This window comes from Streptomyces sp. NPDC003456 (assembly GCF_042878735.1).
Classification (GTDB): Bacteria; Actinomycetota; Actinomycetes; order Streptomycetales; family Streptomycetaceae; genus Streptomyces.
Genome location: NZ_JBIAOK010000002.1, coordinates 547,766 through 569,207 on the forward strand (window position 1 = coordinate 547,766; position 21,442 = coordinate 569,207).

21 protein-coding genes are annotated in these 21,442 nt (G+C 75.5%); 12 read left to right on the forward strand and 9 right to left on the reverse strand.

Going from position 1 to position 21,442, the window contains the following annotated elements; all coding sequences use genetic code 11:
* The first annotated feature begins 123 nt into the window (after positions 1 to 123).
* On the forward strand, positions 124 to 1,611 hold the full coding sequence (locus ACFYWG_RS08135) for a helix-turn-helix domain-containing protein (RefSeq protein WP_383509774.1): 1,488 nt from the start codon (positions 124 to 126) through the stop codon (positions 1,609 to 1,611).
* A gap of 243 nt (positions 1,612 to 1,854) precedes the next feature.
* Here the strand turns inward: ACFYWG_RS08135 and ACFYWG_RS08140 are convergent, their stop codons facing one another.
* Genes ACFYWG_RS08140 through ACFYWG_RS08165 form a run of 6 tightly spaced genes read right to left on the reverse strand, consistent with a single transcriptional unit; the run spans position 1,855 to position 7,341 of the window.
* Positions 1,855 to 3,084, reverse strand: a complete 1,230-nt coding sequence (locus ACFYWG_RS08140; RefSeq protein ID WP_383509771.1) for a cytochrome P450 — start codon at positions 3,082 to 3,084, stop codon at positions 1,855 to 1,857.
* Positions 3,081 to 4,322 (reverse strand): cytochrome P450, encoded by a 1,242-nt coding sequence (locus ACFYWG_RS08145; protein ID WP_385420149.1) that lies wholly within the window; start codon positions 4,320 to 4,322, stop codon positions 3,081 to 3,083. The genes ACFYWG_RS08140 and ACFYWG_RS08145 overlap by 4 nt, the downstream gene beginning before the upstream one ends.
* Positions 4,319 to 4,945 (reverse strand): ATP/GTP-binding protein, encoded by a 627-nt coding sequence (locus ACFYWG_RS08150; protein ID WP_376334751.1) that lies wholly within the window; start codon positions 4,943 to 4,945, stop codon positions 4,319 to 4,321. Before ACFYWG_RS08150 ends, ACFYWG_RS08145 begins: the two co-directional genes overlap by 4 nt.
* Positions 4,917 to 5,279 (reverse strand): DUF742 domain-containing protein, encoded by a 363-nt coding sequence (locus ACFYWG_RS08155; RefSeq protein ID WP_376334749.1) that lies wholly within the window; start codon positions 5,277 to 5,279, stop codon positions 4,917 to 4,919. The genes ACFYWG_RS08150 and ACFYWG_RS08155 overlap by 29 nt, the downstream gene beginning before the upstream one ends.
* Positions 5,276 to 5,698 (reverse strand): roadblock/LC7 domain-containing protein, encoded by a 423-nt coding sequence (locus ACFYWG_RS08160; protein ID WP_376334747.1) that lies wholly within the window; start codon positions 5,696 to 5,698, stop codon positions 5,276 to 5,278. Before ACFYWG_RS08160 ends, ACFYWG_RS08155 begins: the two co-directional genes overlap by 4 nt.
* A complete protein-coding gene (locus ACFYWG_RS08165) occupies positions 5,695 to 7,341 on the reverse strand; it encodes an ATP-binding protein (RefSeq protein WP_389200014.1) in 1,647 nt (548 codons plus the stop codon). The genes ACFYWG_RS08160 and ACFYWG_RS08165 overlap by 4 nt, the downstream gene beginning before the upstream one ends.
* 338 nt (positions 7,342 to 7,679) lie before the next feature.
* Between ACFYWG_RS08165 and ACFYWG_RS08170 the strand changes: the two genes are divergently transcribed.
* Positions 7,680 to 7,916, forward strand: coding sequence for a hypothetical protein (locus tag ACFYWG_RS08170; RefSeq protein WP_333930269.1), 237 nt, complete (start codon positions 7,680 to 7,682; stop codon positions 7,914 to 7,916).
* A gap of 65 nt (positions 7,917 to 7,981) precedes the next feature.
* Here the strand turns inward: ACFYWG_RS08170 and ACFYWG_RS08175 are convergent, their stop codons facing one another.
* The gene (locus ACFYWG_RS08175; protein ID WP_389200016.1) at positions 7,982 to 8,449 is read right to left on the reverse strand and encodes a hypothetical protein; all 468 of its coding nucleotides are present in this window, start codon (positions 8,447 to 8,449) and stop codon (positions 7,982 to 7,984) included.
* A 275-nt stretch (positions 8,450 to 8,724) separates the two neighbouring features.
* Between ACFYWG_RS08175 and ACFYWG_RS08180 the strand changes: the two genes are divergently transcribed.
* The gene (locus ACFYWG_RS08180) at positions 8,725 to 10,383 is read left to right on the forward strand and encodes a catalase (RefSeq protein ID WP_376333472.1); all 1,659 of its coding nucleotides are present in this window, start codon (positions 8,725 to 8,727) and stop codon (positions 10,381 to 10,383) included.
* A 4-nt stretch (positions 10,384 to 10,387) separates the two neighbouring features.
* On the opposite strand, the gene ACFYWG_RS08185 is transcribed toward ACFYWG_RS08180, so the two are convergent.
* The gene (locus ACFYWG_RS08185; RefSeq protein WP_389200018.1) at positions 10,388 to 11,242 is read right to left on the reverse strand and encodes a fructosamine kinase family protein; all 855 of its coding nucleotides are present in this window, start codon (positions 11,240 to 11,242) and stop codon (positions 10,388 to 10,390) included.
* Positions 11,243 to 11,562: 320 nt separating this feature from the next.
* Here ACFYWG_RS08185 and ACFYWG_RS08190 point away from each other — a divergent pair, with 320 nt between their 5' ends.
* On the forward strand, positions 11,563 to 11,886 hold the full coding sequence (locus ACFYWG_RS08190) for a hypothetical protein (protein ID WP_376333476.1): 324 nt from the start codon (positions 11,563 to 11,565) through the stop codon (positions 11,884 to 11,886).
* Positions 11,887 to 11,942: 56 nt separating this feature from the next.
* Here the strand turns inward: ACFYWG_RS08190 and ACFYWG_RS08195 are convergent, their stop codons facing one another.
* Complete coding sequence (locus tag ACFYWG_RS08195) at positions 11,943 to 12,584, reverse strand: hypothetical protein (protein ID WP_389200742.1); 642 nt, start codon at positions 12,582 to 12,584, stop codon at positions 11,943 to 11,945.
* Between the two features lie 257 nt (positions 12,585 to 12,841).
* Between ACFYWG_RS08195 and ACFYWG_RS08200 the strand changes: the two genes are divergently transcribed.
* The 8 genes from ACFYWG_RS08200 (at position 12,842) to ACFYWG_RS08235 (ending at position 21,410) form a co-directional block, all read left to right on the forward strand.
* Entirely contained in the window at positions 12,842 to 13,369 is a 528-nt protein-coding gene (locus ACFYWG_RS08200) for a hypothetical protein (RefSeq protein ID WP_376333478.1), read from the forward strand.
* A 309-nt stretch (positions 13,370 to 13,678) separates the two neighbouring features.
* Positions 13,679 to 14,644: an NAD-dependent epimerase/dehydratase family protein gene (locus ACFYWG_RS08205; RefSeq protein ID WP_385420163.1), complete on the forward strand. Its 966-nt coding sequence runs from the start codon at positions 13,679 to 13,681 to the stop codon at positions 14,642 to 14,644.
* 63 nt (positions 14,645 to 14,707) lie between these two features.
* Positions 14,708 to 16,384, forward strand: a complete 1,677-nt coding sequence (locus ACFYWG_RS08210) for a carbamoyltransferase (protein ID WP_383510634.1) — start codon at positions 14,708 to 14,710, stop codon at positions 16,382 to 16,384.
* Positions 16,381 to 17,454 (forward strand): glycosyltransferase family 2 protein, encoded by a 1,074-nt coding sequence (locus ACFYWG_RS08215; RefSeq protein WP_389200021.1) that lies wholly within the window; start codon positions 16,381 to 16,383, stop codon positions 17,452 to 17,454. The genes ACFYWG_RS08210 and ACFYWG_RS08215 overlap by 4 nt, the downstream gene beginning before the upstream one ends.
* Positions 17,451 to 18,104, forward strand: a complete 654-nt coding sequence (locus ACFYWG_RS08220) for a D-glycero-alpha-D-manno-heptose-1,7-bisphosphate 7-phosphatase (protein ID WP_389200023.1) — start codon at positions 17,451 to 17,453, stop codon at positions 18,102 to 18,104. The genes ACFYWG_RS08215 and ACFYWG_RS08220 overlap by 4 nt, the downstream gene beginning before the upstream one ends.
* Positions 18,101 to 19,174, forward strand: a complete 1,074-nt coding sequence (locus tag ACFYWG_RS08225; protein WP_383510628.1) for a glycosyltransferase family 9 protein — start codon at positions 18,101 to 18,103, stop codon at positions 19,172 to 19,174. The genes ACFYWG_RS08220 and ACFYWG_RS08225 overlap by 4 nt, the downstream gene beginning before the upstream one ends.
* Entirely contained in the window at positions 19,171 to 20,136 is a 966-nt protein-coding gene (locus tag ACFYWG_RS08230) for a glycosyltransferase (protein WP_385420170.1), read from the forward strand. Before ACFYWG_RS08225 ends, ACFYWG_RS08230 begins: the two co-directional genes overlap by 4 nt.
* Entirely contained in the window at positions 20,133 to 21,410 is a 1,278-nt protein-coding gene (locus tag ACFYWG_RS08235) for a glycosyltransferase (protein WP_389200026.1), read from the forward strand. The genes ACFYWG_RS08230 and ACFYWG_RS08235 overlap by 4 nt, the downstream gene beginning before the upstream one ends.
* Positions 21,411 to 21,442: the final 32 nt, after the last annotated feature.

Consider the following 21,442-nt stretch of genomic DNA (forward strand, 5'->3'; position numbering starts at 1 on the left):
GGCCGCCGCCGGACTCGCGGAGGCCGGGCGCGCCGGTGGCGGGCGGGGCGGTCCGGCATCCGTCGGGTAACGTCCCCGGCCGGTGTGCCGGACGGCGGCACGAGCGACGAGGGGAGGGCCGAGGTGACCGGCCGTGAGGACGGGAAACCGCAGCGGACGACCGGCGCGGACGGGGCGTGGGCGGCGGAGCTCCTGGAGCACCTGCGTCCGGCGGGACGCGATGTGCGCAGGGTCGTCACCTGGCTCTCCGGCACCGTGGACGCCGCCGTCGCGCTGCAGGACGGCACCGGGAACCTGATCGCCGGCGAGCGGCTGCCGCTCGACGACGGCCTCGTCGCGGACCTCACCACCGGCCGGATCGCCTCCGCCGCCTGGCAGAGCCGGGAGCGTCATCTGCGGCTGGTCAGAGTGGAGCACGCCACCCGGTCCTGCGTCCTGGCCGTCTCCCGCGCGGCGCCGTTCGACCGCCGGGCCGCCGACGCCGTCACGCACACCGCCCAGGTGATCGGCCTGCTGCTGACCGCGCACGAGTCGGCCGCGGCCGGACAGCGGCTGCGGCGGGCCACCTCCGACCTGCGCCTGGCGATCCTGCAACTGCTCATGGTGGAGGACACCGTCGCCGCCCGCCGGGTCGCCGCCGGCCTGTGGCCGGGACTGCTCGACGCCGACACGGCCTGCGTCTACGTCGTCGAGTCCGCGCCCTCCCTGCGCGACCGGATCGCCCACGAGTGCCTGGAGCGCACCCGGGAGAACGCCCTCGTCGTGCGCTGCCCCGCCATGGCCGGACACGTCATCGTCGTCAGCCCCCGGGACGCCGTCGCCGGCGCCCTGCGGTCCCTGGTCGCCGGGCACCGCGACCTCTTCCTCGGCGGCAGCGTCCGCCAGAGCCTCGCCCGGACCGCCACCGCCTACGGGCAGGCCGTCAGCGCCCTGGCCGTGGCGCACTTCCGCCCGGACAACACCGCCGTGTACGCCGAACGCACCCACCCCGAGCGCCTGATGGACCCCGGACTGCTGCGCGGCTGGACGGCGCGGGCGCTGCGCCCGCTGGACACCCTGCCCCACCACACCCGCGCCGAGCTCCTGGCCACCAGTCGGCTGGGCCTGGAGTTCACCGCCGTCAACGCCGCCAAGGTCCTCGGCGTCAGCCGCAACACCGTCCGCGCCCGCATGGAACGGGTCGAGACCCTGCTCGGCGCGGACTTCACCGACCTCGCCGCCCGGGCCGTCGTCCACCTCGCGGTCAACACGCAGATCGGCCTGCCCGACGGCCGCCCGGCCGACGGCACCCCGGACCGCGCCCCGCTGCTCGCCGACCTGCTGGCCGGTCCCGCCCTGCGCACCTGGGCGCGGGACCTCCTCGGCCGCCTGGACGCCGACGCCCGCAACCCGCGCCGCACCCTGCGCACCTGGATCGCCGCGGGCGGCAACGCCGAGCGCGCCGCCCAGGCACTCGGCATGCACGCGCAGACCGTGCGCGAGCACGTCCGCAGCGCCGAACCGGTCCTGGAGCGCCAGCTGCTCGCGGCCGGCACCGACCTGTACGAGGTGGTCCTCGCCCATCTCGCCGTGGGCGACCTCGACCTGCCCGTCATCGGGCCACCCGCCTGAGCGGCCCCCCGGCGAGGCGGGGGGCGGCCGGGGCGGTACGGACGAACCCGGGCCAACCGGACGCGGCTGTGCACAGGTGAGTCCGGCGGAGCGCGTGATGGGCACCGGCACGATTCACAAGGCCGTCGTCATCCACGTAGGTTCGGGGCACCGCGGGGGCACGACCGGAACGGGGGACCGGTCGCGCTCCCGCGAGCCGCGTGCGCCTCGGCCGGGGTCAGCGGTCCCCGGCGGCGGCCGGTGTCAGCGGTCCCCCAGCAGCACAGGGATCTCCTGCCAGCCGAAGGCGATGAAGGACGGCACCTGCCGCAGCTCCCCGTCGTCCGCCGCGAGCCGCAGGCCGGGGAAGCGGTCGAACAGCGCGGGCAGCGCGGTCAGCGCCTCCATCCGGGCCAGCGGGGCGCCGATGCAGCGGTGCACCCCGATCCCGAACGACAGATGGTCGTCGGCGGCCCGCGTGGCGTCGAAGACATGGGCGTCCGGCCCGTAGTGCTCGGGGTCGAGCCCTGCCGCGGCGTACGTGGTGACGATGGCGTCGCCGGCGGGGATCGTGACCCCGCCGACCCGCAGGTCGCTCACGGCGAACCGCAGCGGCAGCGTGGCGATCGAGGGGTGGGCGCGCAGCGTCTCCTCGACGACGGCGTCCCAGCCGATCCGCCCGTCCCGCACGGCGGCCGGCTGCCGCGGATCGCGCAGCAGGGCGACCGCCGCGTTGCCGATGAGGTTGACCGTGGTCTCGTAGCCGGCGCCGATCACCAGCAGGAGCGTGTACAGCAGTTCCTCGTCGCTCAGCCGGTCGCCGTCCTCGTCGCGGACCCGGATCAGCTCGGTCGTCATGTCGTCGCCCGGATGCGCCGCCTTGTGCGTGATCAACGCGGGCAGCACCGTGCCGATCTGGCGCTGCACGGAGGCCGCGTGCTCCGGGCTGGGGTCGCTGGTGTCCATGATGGCCGCGATCAGCCGGCCGGTGTCCTCGCGCAACTCCTCGGGAACACCGAACAGTTCGCAGATCATTCGCATCGGCAGCGGATGGGCGAACCGCTCCTTCAGGTCCACGGGCCCGCCGCCGGCGGCGGCGAGCGCGTCCAGCAGCTCCGCCGTGATGGCCTCCACGCGGGGCCGCATGGCCTCGGTGCGCCGGTGCGTGAAGCTCGGCGCCACCAGCTTGCGCAGCCGGGCGTGGTCCGGGCCGTACGTGGAGAGCATGTTCACCACGCCCACCCAGCCCAGGATCCAGCCCCAGGAGGGGTGTTCGCCGAGTTCCGGCCACAGCCGCCAGTGCTGCCGCGGGTCCTTGCTGACCCGCGGGTCGAGGACGAGTTCCTTGAGCGTGTCGTAGCGCGTGGGCGCCCAGGCGGGGATGCCGCCGGGCAGCTCCACCGGCACGACCGGTCCGAGGGCGCGCAGCCGGGCGCTCTCGGCGGGGATGTCGGCGCCGGACGGGTCGAGGGCGATGCGGTCGGTGACGGTCACGGGCGGCCTCCTGGCTGGTCGGGGCGGCGGGGCGTGAAGCGGACGGGCAGTGCCGTCAGGGAGCGGTGGAAGGGGCCGGGCCGCCAGGTCAGGTGCTCGCGCGGCAGCACGGGTTCGAGGTCGGGCAGCCACTGGGTCAGCCGCTCGATCGCCTCGGTCGCGATGAGCAGCGTGTGCCGCTTGACCGGACAGGCGTGCGGGCCCGCCGACCAGGACAGGTGCGAGGCGTCCGACGGGTGGCGCTCCCCGTCGCCGCGCCGCCGCTCGGCCTCCTCCGCGAGCGCCCCGTACGAGATCACCACCGGCACCGCCGCCCGGATCCACGCGCCGTGGAACGTGACGGGTGTACGGGCGTAGTGGATGCCGTAGTTGGCGAGCGGGGTCTCGTGGTGCAGCACCTCCAGCACCGCGTCGGTCACCGGCCGGGCGCCGCTGGTCAGGGTCGAGTAGTAGGCGGGGTTGCCGAGGATGCGGGACAGGGCGTTCGACACCAGGTTCGCCGTCGGCTCGTGGCCCGCGCCGAGGGTGAGGAACACCTGCCAGGTGACCTCCTCGGGGGTCAGGCCCGCCGGGTGGTCCAGCAGCCTGCTCGGCAGGTCGTCGCCGCGCTGCCGGGTCCGGGCGGCGATCAGCTCCAGCACGTAGCCGCCGAACTCGGCCTCCCCTTCCGCCGCCTGGGCTCCGCCCTCCATCATCTTGCCCAGGGCGGTGTCGAGCCGGTCGCTCGCACTGTCCGGCAGCCCGAACAGGCTGTTGAAGACCAGCGCCATCAGCGGCCGGGTGAAGTCGCCCACCAGGTCGGCCCGTCCGCGCGGGCCGAACCGGCTCACCAGCAGGTGCACCGCCCGGTGCACGCGCTCCCGCAGATCGTGCGGCTCCACCAGGTCGAAGGCGTCGAGCAGCGCGGTGCGGTACCGGACGTGTGCCGCGCCGTCGGCGAACAGGGTGTTGGGCCGCCAGCGCATCATGCCGAGGACGGGGGAGTCGTCGGGGACGGTCGCCTCCCAGGGACGCGGATCGTGCGAGAACGTCTCCGTGTCGTGCAGGAGTTCCAGGGCGGCGCGCCGGCCGGTGACGACGTAGGCCGGGACGCCGGGCGCGAGTTCCGCCCAGCCGACCGGGCCCTGCGCGCGCAGGGCGGCGTAGTAGGACGCGGGGTCGCGGGCGAAGCCGTCCTCCCACAGGCGGACGGGGGCCGCGAGGGAGAAGGCCTGCTCGGCGGGGGAGGGGTGGGTCACCGGGGCTCCGGGGGGTGGTGGTCGATCAGGTGCTGCACCAGGGCGAGCAGGGCGTCGATCGAGGAGTCCGCCTCCCTCGCGTCGCAGGTCACCATGGGGGTCGTGGGTTCCAGGTCGAGCGCGGCGCGCAGCTGTTCGGGCGTGTGGTGGCGGGGCGCGTCCGGGAAGGTGTTCAGGGCGACGGCGTACGGCAGTCCGGACTCCTCCACCAGCCCGAGCACGTCGAACGAGGCGTCGATCCGCCGCGCGTCGACCAGCACGAGCGCGCCCAGCGCCCCGTAGGCGATGTCGTCCCACAGCGCCCGGAACCGCTCCTGGCCCGGGGTGCCGAACAGGTAGAGCACGACACCGCCGGGCAGGCTGATCCGGCCGAAGTCGATGGCGACCGTGGTGGTCGACTTGTCCCGCACGCCGGCGAGGTCGTCAACCCGTACGGACGCCTCGGTGAGCTGCTCCTCGGTGTGCAGCGGCCGGATCTCCGACACCGAGCCGATCAAGGTGGTCTTGCCCACCCCGAAGGGGCCGGTGACGAGGATCTTGACCAGGTCCCGGGCCGTGTCCGGCAGGTGGATGTCCACGTCGCCGCTGCGGGCGTCAAGGGTGTTTGAGGTCGCGGAGGCCATCGGCCACTCTCTTCAGCAGGTCGGGGTCGAAGCGCCGGGCGGGCGGGATCGGCGGGCGGGCGTGCACCAGGTCGCGGTCGAGCAGACCGGCGGCCAGCACCAGCACGGCGGAGACCGGCAGCCGCAGCAGCGCCGCGGCCTCCAGCACCGTGAGGGACCCGCCCTCCAGTTCCTCGAGGAGGGCCGCCTGCGCGGCGGGCAGACCGGCGGGGACCGGCAGGCCGCGCCCGGTGAGGACCGACAGCCGCTCCAGATGGCCATGGCTGGGCCGTGCGACCCCGCCGGTGGACAGGTACGCGGGAACCAGGGGACGGCCGCCTCGGCGGCCGGTCATGCCGGTGTGCCGCCGTCGGCGCCTCTGGGCCCGGCGGCCATCGCCTTCCGGCCCAGCCGGGCCACCTGCGAGTGCACCCGGTGGGCGAGCAGGTCCAGGCGCACCTCCGGGTCGCCGTACGCCGCCACGCAGGTGCCGTGGTCCGTGGGCACGATCAGCACGTACCCGTGGTCGGACTCGATGACGACCTGCCGGATGTCGGCCCGGTCGGCGTCCGCGAAGGCCGCCGCCGCGGTGCGGCAGGCGCCCTGCACGGTGCTGGTGATGGCCGCCACCCGCTCCGCCGACGGCTGCGACAGGGCGTCGGTCCAGCCCGTCACCAGCCCGTCCCGCGTGAGCAGGACGGCCGCCACGACGTGCGGCACCTCGAGGACGGGTTCGAGCACCCATGCCGTGTCCCCCGTTGCGCGGCTGGTCATCGCGCGGTTCCCCCTTCGTGGTGGTGAATGTGATCGTTGCCGTCGGTGTCGCCCTCGGTGTCCTCGGGCGCCGGTGCGGCCGTGGCCGCCGCGGCGCCGGACGCGGGTGCGGCGCCGGCCACCCCAGGTACGGCTCCGGCGGTGCCGGCGTTCGATCCGGTGGCGGAACGTGCCGCGGCCGTTCCGGACTGGAGGGCGGCCAGGGCCGCCGCGGACTCCTCGGGGCCGCGCCGCGCGGGCGTGTCCGGGGCGGACGCCGGGGCCGGGGCCGTCGCCCGGTTGCGGCGGCGGCGCCGGGGCAGGCCGCCGCTGTCCGACGGGCCGTGGTGACCGGGAGCGGCGGCGTCGTCTCCCTGCGCCGTGTCGTACGCGTGGTCGGTGGGCGAGGACGCCGCGGGTCCGTGGCCGCGGGACGCGGGCCGGCCGGGGAGCGCGGCGGTGGGGCCGGGGGCCGCGGGTCCGGGGCCGGTGGCCGCCGGCCCGTGGTCCGCGGCCGCCGGATCCGGCCCGGCGCCGCCCGCCTCGGCGGCCAGCGCGCCGGAGCCGCTGCGCGCGGTCGCGGGCGCCGCCTTGCGGGTCGGTCGCGGGGCACTGGCCGCCGGGGGCCGCTCCTCGGGGTCGATCCGCGTCAGCAGGTGGCTGCCGACCCGCAGCACCGCGCGCACCCCGCCGTACGGCGACGGCGAGGTCAGGTCGACGTCCAGGTCGAACTGCCGGGTGAGCTGTCCGACGGCCGCGAGCCCCATCCGGGGCGGGTCGCCGAGGTCGGTGAGCAGGATCGGGTCGGAACCGGCGACCAGCCGCTGGGCGCGGGCCCGCTCGTCCTGGGTCATGCCCAGCCCGGAGTCGTCCACGGTGACGCAGACGCCGTGGTGGACGGCCTCCAGGTTGACCACCACGTCGGTGTCGGGCGCGGAGTGCCGCAACGCGTTGTCGAGGAGCTCGGCGACGATGATGGCGACCGGTTCCACGGCGTGGGACACCAGGGCGGTACCGGCCGCCAGGTGGTTGTGCACCCGGACGCGCTCGAACCCCGCCAGGCGGGCCTGGCCGCCGGTCACGGCGTCCACGAGGTGCGATTCCTCGCGGGCCAGCCCCACCCACGCCCCGCACACCACCGCGGCGACCTGGGCGCGCCGCAGGGACTGCTCGTTCTCGTGGTCCAGCTCGAACAGGGTCTGCGCCAGCTCGGGATCGTCGTAGCGCTGCTGGAGCGAGCGCAGGGCGTCCTGCAGCCGGTACAGCGCCGCCTGGATCTCCCGGGTGGCCCCGCGCATGCCGGCCTGTGCGGCGGCGTCGATCCTGGTGCGCTGCGCCGCCAGCTCGGCGTGCAGCGCCTCCAGGACCTGCTGCGCGGCTCCTTCGAGGGGCGAGCCGGCCAGTTGTGCGTTCAGCGGGCCGGGGACGACGACGTGCGGATGCGCCGTGCGCCGGGCGGCCGCCGGCACCCGCCGCTCCGCGAGGTGCTCCACCTCGGCGGTGAACGTCCGTGAGGTGCCGTCCAGTTGGGCGCGCAGTGCGGCCGTCTTCGCGCGCAGGGCGGTCAGTTGCCGCCGAGAGCGCAGCAGCCCGCCGCCCAGGGCGAACGCGGACAGCGTGCCGAGGGCGAGACCGCCCACGGCCAGGTCCGGTATGTCGATCATGAAGTCGAGTCCAGGGGAAGTCGGGCAGGGCGGAGTCGGCGGTGCTCGGGCGAACCGTCCGCAGCACAGTACACACCGTCATCGACCGCTCTCGCACGGTGGAGTCCCAGTTCGTTCCGAAAGTGATCGACAGGTGGGCGCTTCTGCGGCCAACGTCGGAACTGCCGCGCTGCATACGTGATTTGGTGTTCCGTACCGGTCTGCCCGCGGCCGCGGCCGACCGGAGGGCGGAGATGGCCGGAACACCGCGCGAAGCCATGGCCGCGGGCTGTGTGCACCCCCGGCCGCCGGGTACCCGTCCGGCCCCGAAGAGTCCGCTCCAGGAGAAGGAGGTCCGCATGACCAGCGAGTCGGAGACCGGCGGTGCGACCGGTACGCAGGACAAGGACTACAACCTGATCTGGTACGTCGAGGCGTGCCTGAGCAACGCGCTGCGGCTGGAGAGCTACATCCAGGACGCGGAGCGCGCCAAGGACACCGAGGTCGCGGATCTGTTCCGCAAGGCGCAGGCGGACAGCCGCAAGGGTGCCGAACTGGGCAAGCAGCTGCTGCGCAGCCGACTGGCCGAAGGCTGAGCCGCGGCGCACGAGTCGAGGCCCGGACCCGCCAGGGGGTCCGGGCCTCTCCATGGGCGGGGGGCCTACTCCGCGTACACCCGGCCGTCCCTCACCACGTAGTGCGCGGGCTCGGAGCAGCCGAGGGACGGAGTGAGCAGCAGGCTCACCGTCAGCGGCGCGGGCTCGGTGCCCGCGGTCGAGAACGCGCACACCGCGCCCCTGCCCGTGAGCGGGTACCAGAACCAGCCGTCGACCTCGCCCACCGTCACGCGGTCGGACTCCTTCCAGGCGCCCCCGGACTGCCGGTACACCTGCAGCCGCACGGAAGCGGCGTACTCGTCCTGCGCCGAACGCAGCGCGGTGAGTGTGATCTTGTAGTCGGACCCGATGACCGACGAGGCGATCTGCTTCTGCTGCGCCTGAGCCTGTGCCTGCGGGGCGGTGGTCCCGGCGGTGGAGGCGCCGGCTCCGGCCGCGCCGAGGGCGGCGGCCATCAGGACGGTGAGGCCGGCGGCAGTGCCCCGGCGGAGACGAGTACGGTCCGCGCTCATGTGTTCCCCCGTTGGAACGATTCTGGACGGATGGGTCGTGCGGTGAGGAAGACACCGCTCACCCGCCGACGGTTGTACGGCTCAGAGTCCGAACACCCGGCTCACCCGCCCGCCCCGCCGACGGACACCCGCGGCCTGCTCGATTCACCCGAAAAGAGGACGTGAGTGACCTGTGGGGTGCGGGTACCCGGCCCGTCCCGCCATGACCGGTGCGGGCGGCCGCCCCCGGGCGCGACCCGGCCGCCCCCGGTCACCAGCCGAAGGAGCCCACGCACATGACGGACGTATCCGGGACCGGCCCCGCACCGGGCGACGACCGCAAGGTTCTGACCAACCGGCAGGGCCATCCGGTCTACGACAACCAGAACCAGCGCACCGTCGGCGCCCGCGGCCCGGCCACGCTGGAGAACTACCAGTTCCTCGAGAAGATCAGCCACTTCGACCGCGAGCGCATCCCCGAGCGGGTCGTCCACGCGCGCGGCGTCACCGCCTACGGGTACTTCGAGGCGTACGGCAAGTGGGGCGACGAGCCCGTCTCCCGCTACACCCGCGCCAAGCTCTTCCAGGAGCCGGGCAAGCGCACCGACCTCGCCGTCCGCTTCTCCACCGTCATCGGCGGACGCGACTCCTCCGAGGCCGCCCGCGACCCGCGCGGCTTCGCAGTGAAGTTCTACACCGAGGACGGCAACTGGGACCTGGTCGGCAACAACCTCGGCGTCTTCTTCATCCGCGACGCCATCAAGTTCCCGGACGTCATCCACTCCCTCAAGCCCGACCCGGTGACCTTCGAGCAGCAGCCGAGGCGCATCTTCGACTTCATGTCGCAGACGCCCGAGTCCATGCACATGCTGGTCAACCTGTTCAGCCCGCGCGGCATCCCGGCCGACTACCGGCACATGCAGGGCTTCGGCGTCAACACCTACAAGTGGGTCAACGCGGAGGGCGAGACCAAGCTCGTCAAGTACCACTGGATGCCCAAGCAGGGCGTGCGCAGCATGACCGAGGAGGACGCGGCCAACGTCCAGGCCGACTCCCTCGGCCACGCCACCAAGGACCTCTACGAGGCGGTCGAACGCGGTGAGTACCCCGAGTGGGAACTGCTCGTCCAGATGATGGACGACCACGACCACCCCGAGCTCGACTTCGACCCGCTGGACGACACCAAGACCTGGCCCGAGCAGGAGTTCCCGCCGAAGCCGGTGGGCCGCATGGTGCTCGACCGCATGCCGAAGGACTTCTTCGCCGAGAACGAGCAGATCTCCTTCGGCACCGGCGTCCTGGTCGACGGGCTGGACTTCTCCGACGACAAGATGCTCGTCGGCCGGACCTTCTCGTACAGCGACACCCAGCGCTACCGGGTCGGCCCGAACTACCTGCAGCTGCCTGTCAACCAGGCCAAGAACGCCGAGGTGCGCACCAACCAGCGCGACGGGCAGATGGCGTACCGCCAGGACGGCGGCGGCGAGAACCCGCACGTCAACTACGAGCCGTCGATCACCGGCGGCCTGCGCGAGGCGCAGTACCCGACCCACGACGAGCAGGGCCCCGAGATCGTCGGCCGGCTGACGCGCAAGCGCATCCCGCGCACCAACGACTACATGCAGGCCGGCCAGCGCTACCTGCTCATGGAGGACTGGGAGCGCGACGACCTGGTGAAGAACTTCGTCGACCTGCTGTCCCAGTGCGACCGCGCGGTGCAGGAGCGCATGGTCTGGCACTTCCTGCTGGTCGAGAACGACCTCGGCCTGCGCGTCGGCGAGGGCCTGGGCATCGGCCCGGAGGACGTGGCGAACCTGGAGCCGCTGGCGAGCCAGGACCTCACCGACGAGGACCGCGAGCGCCTGTCCAACCTCGGCAAGAACAGGCCGCGTGACGTCGAGGGGCTCACGATGACCCACTGCGTGCCCGACGAGCGGCACGTCGTGACGCGGTGACCGCTCAGCCCGACAGGGCCGCACGGGCGGCGGACAGGGCCTGCTCCGCGTAGCCCCGGCCGAACAGCACGGCGTGCACCAGCAGCGGGAACAACTGGTGCACGCCGACGCGTCCGGCCCAGCCGGCGGCGAGCGGCGCCGCCTCCCCGTAGCCGGCCAGGACCGCTTCCAGATGCGGGCAGCCGAACAGGCGCAGCATCGCCAGATCGGTCTCACGGTGCCCGCCGTGCGCGGCCGGGTCGATCAGCCGGACGCGCCCGTCGGCCCCCCACAGCACGTTGCCGTTCCACAGGTCGCCGTGCAGCCGCGCGGGCGGCTCGGCGGGGCCCGCCAGCGCGGGCAGCCGCTCGCACACCCGCTCCACGACGGCCGCCTCCCCGCTCCGCAGCGTGCCCGCGTCGACGGCCCGGCGCAGGTAGGGCAGCACACGCTGCTCGGCGTACCAGCGCGGCCAGTCGGCGGCGGGCTCGTTGCGCATCGGGGCGAGCCCGATGAACGCCTCCGCGGGACCGCCCGGGGGCGGCGCGCCGAACGCCGGCGCCCCGGCGGCGTGCAGGGCGGCCAGCTCGCGTCCGAAGCGCAGGGCCGCCGCCCGGCTCGGCTGCCCCGGCGCGACCCGGTCGAGGACCAGCCACCCTTCCTCGTGCCCGTGCACCACCGGCACGCGCACGCCGCCCGCGCGGGCGAGCCAGCGCAGTCCCGCCTCCTCGGCCCGGGCCGCGCCGGGTCGCCGCGCACGCTTCACGACCACCACGCGCCCGTCGTCGAGGGTCGCCTCGGTGAGATCGCCCGAGAGCGGCCGCAGCGTGCTGACAGCCCGGCCGGTGAGCCGGGCCGCGACATCCGCCGGGGCGGTCATCCGCGCTCCTCCCGTGGTTCTTCCCGCTTCCGCTTCTTCGCTTCCGCTTCTTCGCCTCTGGCTCTCCGCTTCTGCTTCTTCGTCCCTGCTTCTTCGTCGCGCACAAGATCGCGCCTCAGCGTACGGTCCGCCGGTGCGCCCCGCAGACGGCTGCCGCGGCGGGCCGGGCACGGCGCGGGGCGAGCCCCTTCGCCCGCCGGGGCATCGGGCACGGCCGCCCGTCGCGCAGCGGGGGACATTCGCCACGCCCCGTCATACGGGACGGTGAAAAGCCGCCCGGCGCCGACAGAGCCGGCCGTCGCCGGGGGAGCAGTGGCGTCATGACGAGTTCACCGTTCCAGCGCACCATCGCCCTGCCGGCCCCCGTCTGCGAACAGGCCGCCCAGTACCTGGAGCAGGCCGCGCAGCGGACCATCGACGGGGCCGCCGTCCCGCTGAAGGCGTTCCGCTCGGCGGCCGACAGCGACTTCGTCCTGCCGCTGTCGGTGGTCGAGCAGGCGGCCGCCTGCCTGCTGGTCCTGGCCACCGAGACCGCCCAGAGCGTCCCGTCGTCCGCGCTGCGCGCCACCATCAGCGTCGCCCTGCGGTTGCGCGACGCCGTCGAACTGGCCCATCAGCCCGCGCTGAGCAGCCGCTACTGGTGATCCCGGCGCCGCCCGGGCGCCGCCCCGGGTGAGCCGGGCCGGTGGCCCGCAGTGCTTCACGGATCCGCTGCCGCGGGCTTCCCGCCGTCCGCCGACCCGTCCTGGGCCACGGCCACCTGCGTGGTGACCCGCACGAGGCAGGGACTCCGGGGCGTCGACCCCGGGCCGAACCGTACCGGCGGGTCCACGGGGGCGAGCCCGCCGAGGTCCGCCCCGTCGAACGCGGCGGTCGCCGAGGTGACCCGGTGCAGGTCCCGGGCGCCGTACCACTGGTGCCGCCCGGCCCGGACGCTGCCGTGGGTGCCCGCCCCCAGGAGCAGCCGGGCCGGCCGGTCCCACAGGGCGATCCACCCCGGGCGCGTGGCGAGCCCGGCCGGCACCGCACGCAGCGCGAGGCCGGGCAGGCCCCGGCGGCCGGTGCCGAACCGCAGATCGAGCGGCGCGGCGGTCACGGACCAGTGCCGGTGACCGGTGATCCGCACGTCCACCGGCACCACCCGCACCTCGTCGAAGACGTACAGCCCGGCGATGAAGTCCGCCGTCTCCCGCGTGGGCGCCAGCAGCAGCCGCCTGCCGTCGGCCCCCTCGAACATCACGTCGCTGAACGGCCCGAACGGCGATCGCGCCCAGTGGCCGAGCACCGCACGTGCCCCCGACGCCGTGCCGACGCCCGCGATCCAGCCGTCGAAGCGCAGCATGCGCGTCGACGGCCGGGCGGGGCCCGCGACTCGGTGGCCGTGCACGGCGGCCGGGTGCCCGCGCGCTGCCGCGCCGAAACGGGACGTGCAGCCGGTCGGCGGTACCCCCTCGCCCCGTCACCGGCGCGGGCCCCGCACGGCTGCCTCGATGTGGCCGAGGCCACAGTCCGCAGGAGGCCCGCGTCACGTCCCGGCGGGCGAGGCGGCGGCTACGGTCTACGACCAGTTCCCGCCCCCTTCGTTCGGACGGCCCGGCAGTGCACGCAGATCTCTCCCCTGTCATAGCGGCGACCGCGCAGTGGCTGAACCGCGCCTTTCCCGCCTCCGGCGGAGCGCTGGCCTCCGCCCTGTGCGAGGTGCAGGCCCGCCAGGCCGTCACGGTCGCGGCGTGGCTGAGGTACCCCACCGAGATGGACGTCGCCCTGGTCGGCATCGCCGGCCCCGGCGGCTCCGGGCGGCTGGACGGGATCACCGGTGCGCCCGTGTCCCCGGACGCCGACGAGGACGCGCACGCCTGGCGCACCTGGGTGGACGAGGTCGTCGCCAGCTGGGCCGCCTGCCTCCTCGCCGACCCGGAGCTGGCGGGCCGGGCGGTGGCCGCGCTCGCCGACGGGGTCCACACCGACGGCTCACCGGCCGAGTTCCGGCGCCTCGTCGCCCCCGACGACACCGACCGCGGCGCCGCCGCGCTGCTGCGCCACCCCGACCTGGTCGCTCCGGTCGCCGAGTTGCACCGGGCGCAGCTGGCCGATCGCCTCGCCCCGGGCCGCACACTCATCGGCTGAGCCGTCCCCCGCCGGGCTCGCGGCGCACCGCGTCCGCCGGTGGCGGCCGCCTGCCGGCGTGGCCGCTCCACGGTCGGAACCCGTGCTGCCGGCTGGACCGCCCCGCGCACCTGGCCACCCCGCGCCACCTGCGCCGACAAGAGGTGCGCCCCTTCGATCACGCAGCGTGATTCACCGGTTCGCCGTAAGCGACCGTGCCGGACCCGGGCCGCGGGCGGACGCTGGTCGCAGGCTCGACGGCCCGGGACCCCGCGGTCCCCGGCGGGCGTCGCGCCGGGCAGTGCCGCCGTCGACGGAGGGAACCGACGCATGACCACCGCCTTCTCACGGAACTGGAAGCACGCCGTCGTGACCGGCGGCGCCGGGTTCGTCGGCTCCCACCTGTGCGCCGCCCTGCTGGACGCGGGCGCGGACGTCACCTGCGTCGACGACTTCAGCACCGGCCGCCCCGAGAACATCACGCCGCTGCTCGAACGGCCCGGCTTCACGCTGGTGCAGGCGAACGTCGCCGAGGGCCTGCGCGTCAAGCGCCCGCCGGACCTCGTACTGCACTTCGCCTCCCCGGCGTCCCCGGCGGACTACCTGCGGCTGCCGCTGCACACCATGGAGACCGGCAGCCTCGGCACCCGCAACGCCCTGGAGCTCGCCCACACCGCCGAAGCCCGCTTCGTCCTGGCCTCGACCTCGGAGGTGTACGGCGACCCGCAGCAGAACCCGCAGGACGAGCGCTACTGGGGCAACGTCAACCCCGTGGGCCCGCGCAGCGTCTACGACGAGGCCAAGCGCTTCGGTGAGGCGCTGACCACCGCCCACGCCGAGACGCACGGCACCGACACCTGCATCGTGCGGCTGTTCAACACCTACGGCCCGCGGATGCGCGGCCACGACGGACGCGCCGTGCCGACCTTCGTGCGGCAGGCCCTGGCCGGCGAGCCCCTCACCGTGACCGGCGACGGCCGGCAGACCCGGTCGCTGTGCTTCGTCGACGACACCGTGCGCGGCATCCTCGCCGCGGCCGCCCACGGCATGCGCGGGCCGGTCAACATCGGCAACCCCGGCGAGATCACCATGCTCGACCTGGCACGGCTCGTCGTCGAACTCGCCGGGTCCCCCTCCGAGATCCGCTACATCGAACGCCCGGTGGACGACCCGGCCGTGCGCTGCCCGGACATCACCCTGGCCCGCGACAAGCTCGGCTGGGAGCCGCGGGTGCGCGCCGAGGAAGGGCTGCGGCGCACCATCGCCTGGTTCCGCGAGCACGAAGCGGACGCCTGAGCCCGCCCGGGCAGCCCCCCGCCGCCTCCGGACCCGCCCCCACCGCCGAAAGGCCCGCCTGTCATGCGCATCCTCGGAATCAACGCCCTCTTCCACGACCCCGCCGCCGCCCTCGTCATCGACGGGCGGACCGTCGCCGCCGCGGAGGAGGAGCGGTTCTCCCGGCGCAAGCACGGCAAGCGACCGCTGCCGTTCTCCGCGTGGGAACTGCCCGAGAAGGCCGCCGCCTGGTGTCTGAAACGGGCCGGGCTGCGTCCGCAGGACCTCGACGCGGTCGCCTACTCCTTCGACCCGGAACTCGCCCGGCCCGCCGGTGACATGGGCCTGGACGACCCCTGGGACCACCTGCGGCTGACCTACGCCCGTGAGGCTCCCGGCTTCCTGAGCACCGCCCTGCCCGGCCTCGACGCCGGCCGGGTCCGCTTCGTGCCGCACCACATGGCCCACGCCGCCTCCGGCGCCTTCGCCGCCCCCGACGCCGGCGACTCCTCCGTGCTGGTCCTCGACGGCCGCGGCGAGCGCGCCTCCCACCTGGCCGCACGCCGCGTGGGCGACCGGCTCGAAGCCCTGTACGCGCAGGACCTGCCGCACTCGCTGGGCCTCGTCTACGAGGAACTGACCGAACACCTCGGCTTCCTGCGCTCCTCCGACGAGTTCAAGGTGATGGCCCTCGCCTCGCACGGCAGACCGCGCATGCTCGCCGAACTGCGCCGCCACGTGTATCCGACCGGCGACGGCGGCTTCCACGCCTCCGGCGTGCCCTGGCACGAGCTGTGCGCGCCCCGGGGAGCCGACGAGCCGTGGACGCAGGACCACGCCGACGTCGCCGCCGGCGCCCAGGCCGTCCTGGAGGAGACCCTGCTCGACCTGGTGCGCTGGCTGCACGGCCGCACCCACGACCGGGTGCTCACCCTGGCCGGCGGAGTCGCCCTGAACTGCGTCGCCAACTCCCGCATCGCCCGCGAGGGACCGTTCTCCCGCGTGTGGGTGCAGCCGGCCGCCGGCGACGCGGGCACCGCCCTCGGCGGCGCCCTGCTGCTGTCCGCGCGCGAAGGGGACATGCCGCAGGCCATGACCGGCGCCGACCTCGGCCGCGACTGGTCCGACGCGGAACTCGGCGCCTGGCTCAAGACCGCGGCCGTGCCCTTCGACCGCCCGGCGGACATCGCCGCCACCGTCGCCCGGGCCCTCGCCGACAACGGGATCGTCGCCTGGTTCCAGGGCCGCTCCGAGTACGGCCCGCGCGCCCTCGGCCACCGCTCCCTGCTGGCCCACCCGGGCCACGCCGGGAACCTGGAACGGCTCAACGACGTCAAGGGACGCGAGCAGTTCCGGCCCGTCGCGCCGATGGTGCTGGCCGAACGGGCCGCCGGCATCTTCGACGGCCCGCTGCCCAGCCCCTACATGCTGTTCGTGCACGACGTCGACCCGGCCTGGCGGGACCGCATCCCCGCCGTCGTCCACGTCGACGGAACGGCCCGGATCCAGACCGTGGACCGGGAGCGCGAGCCGCTCGTCGCCCGCATGCTCGAGGAGTTCGAGCGCCTCACCGGGCTGCCGGTCGTCGTCAACACAAGCCTCAACACGGCCGGCCGGCCCATGGTCGACGACCCGCGCGACGCCCTGGAGTGCTTCGGCTCCTCACCCGTCGACCTGCTGGCCATCGGCCCGTACGCGATCCGGCGCGGCGACCTGTTCCGCACCGACTCCCGCAGCGACGACGCCGGAGGCCCGCGATGACCGACTCCGGCCGGCCGGCCCACGACGCCGCCTACGCCGTCGTCATCCCGACCCTCGGCCGGCCCAGCCTCGGCACGTGCCTGCACGCCCTCGCCGAGGCGACCGGGCCCGGGCCGGTCCGGGTCGTCCTCGTCGACGACCGGCCCGACGCCTCCCGGGTGCCCCTCACCGCCGACGTCCCGCCGGCCCTGCGCGCGCGCACGATCGTCGTGCCCGGCGGGGCGCGCGGACCCGCCGCCGCGCGCAACCTCGGCTGGCGCGCGGCGGGCGAGGTGCCCTGGATCGTGTTCCTCGACGACGACGTCGTCCCCGGCCCCACCTGGGGCGACGACCTCACCCTCGACCTGGCGACCGCCACCGGGCGGACCGCCGCGATCACCGCCCACATCGAGGTGCCCCTGCCCCGCGACCGCCGCCCCACCGACTGGGAGCGCAACACCGCCGGACTCGCCGGGGCCCGCTGGATCACCGCCGACATGGCCTACCGCCGGGCGGCCCTGATGGCCGTCGGCGGGTTCGACGAACGCTTCCGGCGCGCCTTCCGCGAGGACGCCGACCTGGCCCTGCGCGTGCTGGACGCGGGCTGGACCCTCACCACGGGCCGGCGCACCACCACCCACCCGGTGCGCCCCGCCGGGCGCTGGATCTCGGTCCGCCTCCAGGCCGGCAACGCCGACGACGTGCTGATGACCCGGCTGCACGGCCGCCACTGGTGGCGCCGGGCCGGAGCCGCCCGCGGACGGCTGCCGCTGCACTTGGCGGTGACGGGGGCCGCCGTCACCGCGCTCGGCTGCACCCTGCTGGGCCGGCACCGGGCGGCCGCGGTGTGCGCCGGGGCATGGCTGGCCGGCACCGCGGAGTTCACCCTCGCCCGCATCCTGCCCGGCCCGGGCACCCGCGAGGAGGTCCTCACCATGGCCGCGACCAGCGCGCTCGTGCCGCCCGCCGCCACCTGGCACTGGCTGCGCGGCCGGATCGAGCACCGCAACGCCGGTCCGCTCGTCCCGCCCGGCGCGGGCGAGCCCGCGACCCCGTCCCGTCCCACGGCCAGGGAACGGCAGCGGTCGTGACCCGCACCGCCGGCCCCTGGCTGCTCACCTCCCCGCAGGCCCCCGCCGCGCGGCGGCCCCCGCGCGGCCCGGGCCTGCTCCCGGCGGCCGTCCTCTTCGACCGGGACGGCACGCTCGTCGCCGACGTCCCCTACAACGGCGACCCGGCGCGCGTCGCGCCGCTGCCGGGGGCGCGCGAGGCCGTGGACGCCGTGCGCGCCGCCGGGGTGCCCGTCGGAGTCGTCACCAACCAGTCGGGCGTGGCCCGGGGGCTGCTGACCCGGCGCCAGGTGGAGGACGTCCGCGTGCGCGTGGAGCAGCTGCTGGGGCCGTTCGCCGTCTGGGCCGTGTGCCCGCACGGGCCGGGGGAGGGCTGCGGCTGCCGCAAACCGGCTCCGGGCCTGGTCCTGGCCGCGTGCCGCCACCTCGGCGTCCCCCCGCGGCACACGGTCGTCGTCGGCGACATCGGCGCCGACGTACGGGCCGCCCGGGCGGCGGGCGCCCACGGGGTCCTGGTCCCCACCCCGGTCACCCTGGCCGAGGAGACCGAGGAGGCCGACCACACGGCCCCGGACCTGCTGACGGCGGTACGCCTCGTGCTCGACCCGGACGGCCCCCTGCGCCGAGCGGCCGGCCACCTCGCGGGCCTGCCGGCCGAGGAGGCGCGATGACCCCCCTGTTCCCGCGCGACCGCAGGCCCCGCACCCTCGTCGTGCGCCTGGACAGTGCCGGGGACGTCCTGCTGGCGGGTCCCGCCGTGCGGGCCGTCGCCGCCGGGTCCTCGCACACGGCGCTGCTGTGCGGGCCCCAGGGCGCGGCGGCCGGGCGGATGCTGCCCGGCGTGGACGACGTGCTGGTGCACGACGCCCCCTGGGTCGGGCTGGAACCGCCGGCGGTCAGCCGGGCGGCGACCCGCGAGCTGATGCGCGCGCTCACCGCCGGCCGCTTCGACCGGGCCCTGGTGCTGGTGTCCTACCACCAGAGTCCTCTGCCGATCGCCCTGCTGCTGAAGCTGGCCGGAGTCGGCTGGACCGGCGCGGACAGCGAGGACTACCCGGGGGCCCTGCTCGACCTCAGGCACCGCAGGCTGCCGCACCGCCACGAGGTGCTGGCCGCGCTGGACCTGGCGCACGCCGCCGGCTTCGCCCTGCCCGACGGCGACGACGGCGCCCTCGCGGTGACGCCGCCACCGCCCACGGACCACCTCACCGGGACCGATCCGTACGTCGTCGTCCACCCGGGCGCCGCCGTGCCGGCCCGCGCCTGGACGCCCGGACGGGCCGCGCAGGCCGTGGCCGCACTGTCCGCCGCCGGGCACCGGGTCGTCGTCACCGGTGGGCGCGCCGAACGCGAGCTGACCGCACGGGTCGCGGGACGGCACGCCCAGGACCTGGGCGGCGCCACCGACCTCCCGGAACTCGCCGGGGTGCTGGCCGGCGCGAACGTCGTCGTGGCCGGCAACACCGGCCCGGCCCACCTCGCCGCGGCCGTGGGTACGCCCGTGGTCAGCCTCTTCGCGCCCGTCGTGCCCGCCGAACGGTGGGCCCCCCACGGCGTGCCGCACGTCCTGCTCGGCGACCGGCGGGCCCCGTGCGCGGACACCAGGGCGCGGCACTGCCCCGTGCCCGGACACCCCTGCCTGGACGCGATCGGCGACGCCGAGGTGCTCGCGGCCGTCGCGACCCTCACGGACCACCCCGCCGGCCAGGGAGAACAGACGGAGCGAGGAGCGACCGTATGAACATCCTGCTGTGGCACGTGCACGGTTCCTGGACGACCGCCTTCGTCCAGGGACCGCACACCTACCTCGTCCCCGTCACCCCGGGCCGCGACCCGGACGGCCTCGGACGGGCCCGGACCTTCTCCTGGCCCGCGTCCGTCCGCGAGGTCACCCCGCAGCAGCTCCGGGACGCACCGGTCGACCTGGTGCTGCTGCAGCGCCCGCACGAGAGCGAGCTGGCCGAACGCTGGCTGGGCGGCCGTCGCCCCGGCCGGGACGTGCCCGCCGTGTACCTGGAGCACAACGCGCCCGACGGCGACGTGCCGGACACCCGCCACCCGTGCGCCGACCGCGCCGATCTGACACTCGTGCACGTCACCCACTTCAACCGGCTGTTCTGGGAGTGCGGCACCACCCGCACCGAGGTGATCGAGCACGGCATCGTCGACCCCGGCCACCGCTACACCGGCCGGCTCGCCCGCGCGGCCGTCGTCGTCAACGAACCCGTGCGGCGCGGCCGGTACACCGGGACCGACCTGCTGCCGGGACTGACCGAGGCGGTGCCGGTCGACGTCTTCGGCATGGGCACCGCCGGCCTGGCCGCCCACCTCGGCCTGCCGCCCGAGCGGTGCACCGCCGCCGACCTGCCCCAGAGCGAACTGCACGCGGCCATGGCCGAACGCCGCATGTACCTGCACCCGGTGCGCTGGACCTCGCTCGGGCTGTCGCTGCTGGAGGCCATGCACCTCGGCATGCCCGTCCTGGCGCTCGCCACCACCGAGGCGGTCGAGGCCGTCCCGCCCGGCGCGGGCGCCCTGTCCACCCGCCCCGAGGTCCTGGCCCGGACCGCACGCCACTACCTGCACGAACCCGAGGCGGCGGCGGCCGACGGGGCCCGCGCCCGGCAGGCGGCCCTCGAACGCTACGGGCTCAAGCGCTTCCTGGCCGACTGGGAGCGACTGATCACGGAGGTGTGCTCATGACCCCGTCCCTCAGCCCTTTCCCCACCGGACCCCTCGGCGGGGACGGTCTCGACCCGGGCGCCCTCGCGATCGCCCTGGTCTCCGAGCACGCCAGCCCCCTCGCCGCGCTCGGCGGGGTCGACGCCGGAGGCCAGAACGTCCACGTGGCCAGCCTCGCGGGCGCCCTCGCCGACCGCGGCCACCTCGTCACCGTCTACACCCGCCGCGACTCGCCCGACCTGCCCGCCCGGGTGCGGCTGCGCGACGGCGTGGAGGTGCACCACGTGCCCGCCGGGCCGGCCGAGGCCCTGCCGAAGGACGAACTGCTGCCGCACATGGACGCGTTCGGCCGCCACCTCGCCCGCAGCTGGCGCACCCGCGCCCCCGACCTGGTGCACTCCCACTACTGGATGTCCGGCCTCGCCTCGATGCACGCCGCCCGCGAGCACGGGCTGCCGCTGCTGCACACCTACCACGCCCTCGGCACCGTGAAGCGACGGCACCAGCGGCTGGCCGACACCAGCCCGCCCGAGCGCATCCCGGGCGAGATCGAGATCGGACGGGGCTGCGACCGGGTTGTCGCCACCTGCCGCGACGAGGTGCATGAACTGGCCCGCATGGGCGTCCCGCCGCACAAGGTCACCGTCGTGCCGTGCGGCGTCGACACCGAACGCTTCACGCCCAGGGGCCCGGCGGTGCCCCGCGGGCCGTACCCGTACCGGCTGCTGCAACTGGGCCGGCTCGTGCCCCGCAAGGGCGCCGCGGTGACCGTCGCCGCGCTCGCCCGGCTCCCCGAGACCGAGCTGGTCGTCGTCGGCGGCCCGCCCGCGGACCGGCTCGACGACGACCCGGAGGTGCGGCGGCTGCGCGGCATCGCCCGGGACGCCGGCGTCGCCGACCGGGTCCGCTTCGCCGGCGCCGTCTCCAGCCGGGACGTTCCGGCGCTGCTGCGCTCGGCCGACGTGGTGGTGTGCCCCGCCGACTACGAGCCGTTCGGCATCGTCCCGCTGGAGGCCATGGCCTGCGGCGTGCCCGTCGTGGCGAGCGCGGTCGGCGGCCAGCTGGACACCGTCGCCGACCCCGCCACGGGCCGGCTGGTGCCGCCGCGCGACCCCGAGGCCCTGGCCCGCGCCGTCGCCGGGCTGCTCGCCGACCCGGCGGGCCGTGCCGCCTGCGGGGCGGCCGGCCGCCGCCGGGTCCTCAGCCGCTTCGGCTGGAGCCAGGTCGCCGCGGCGACCGAGGCCGCCTACTGCGCGGTCCTCGACACCGAGTCCGCGGCCACCGGCGCCGGCTGAACCCCGCCCGACCCGCCTACCGCCCGAAGGAG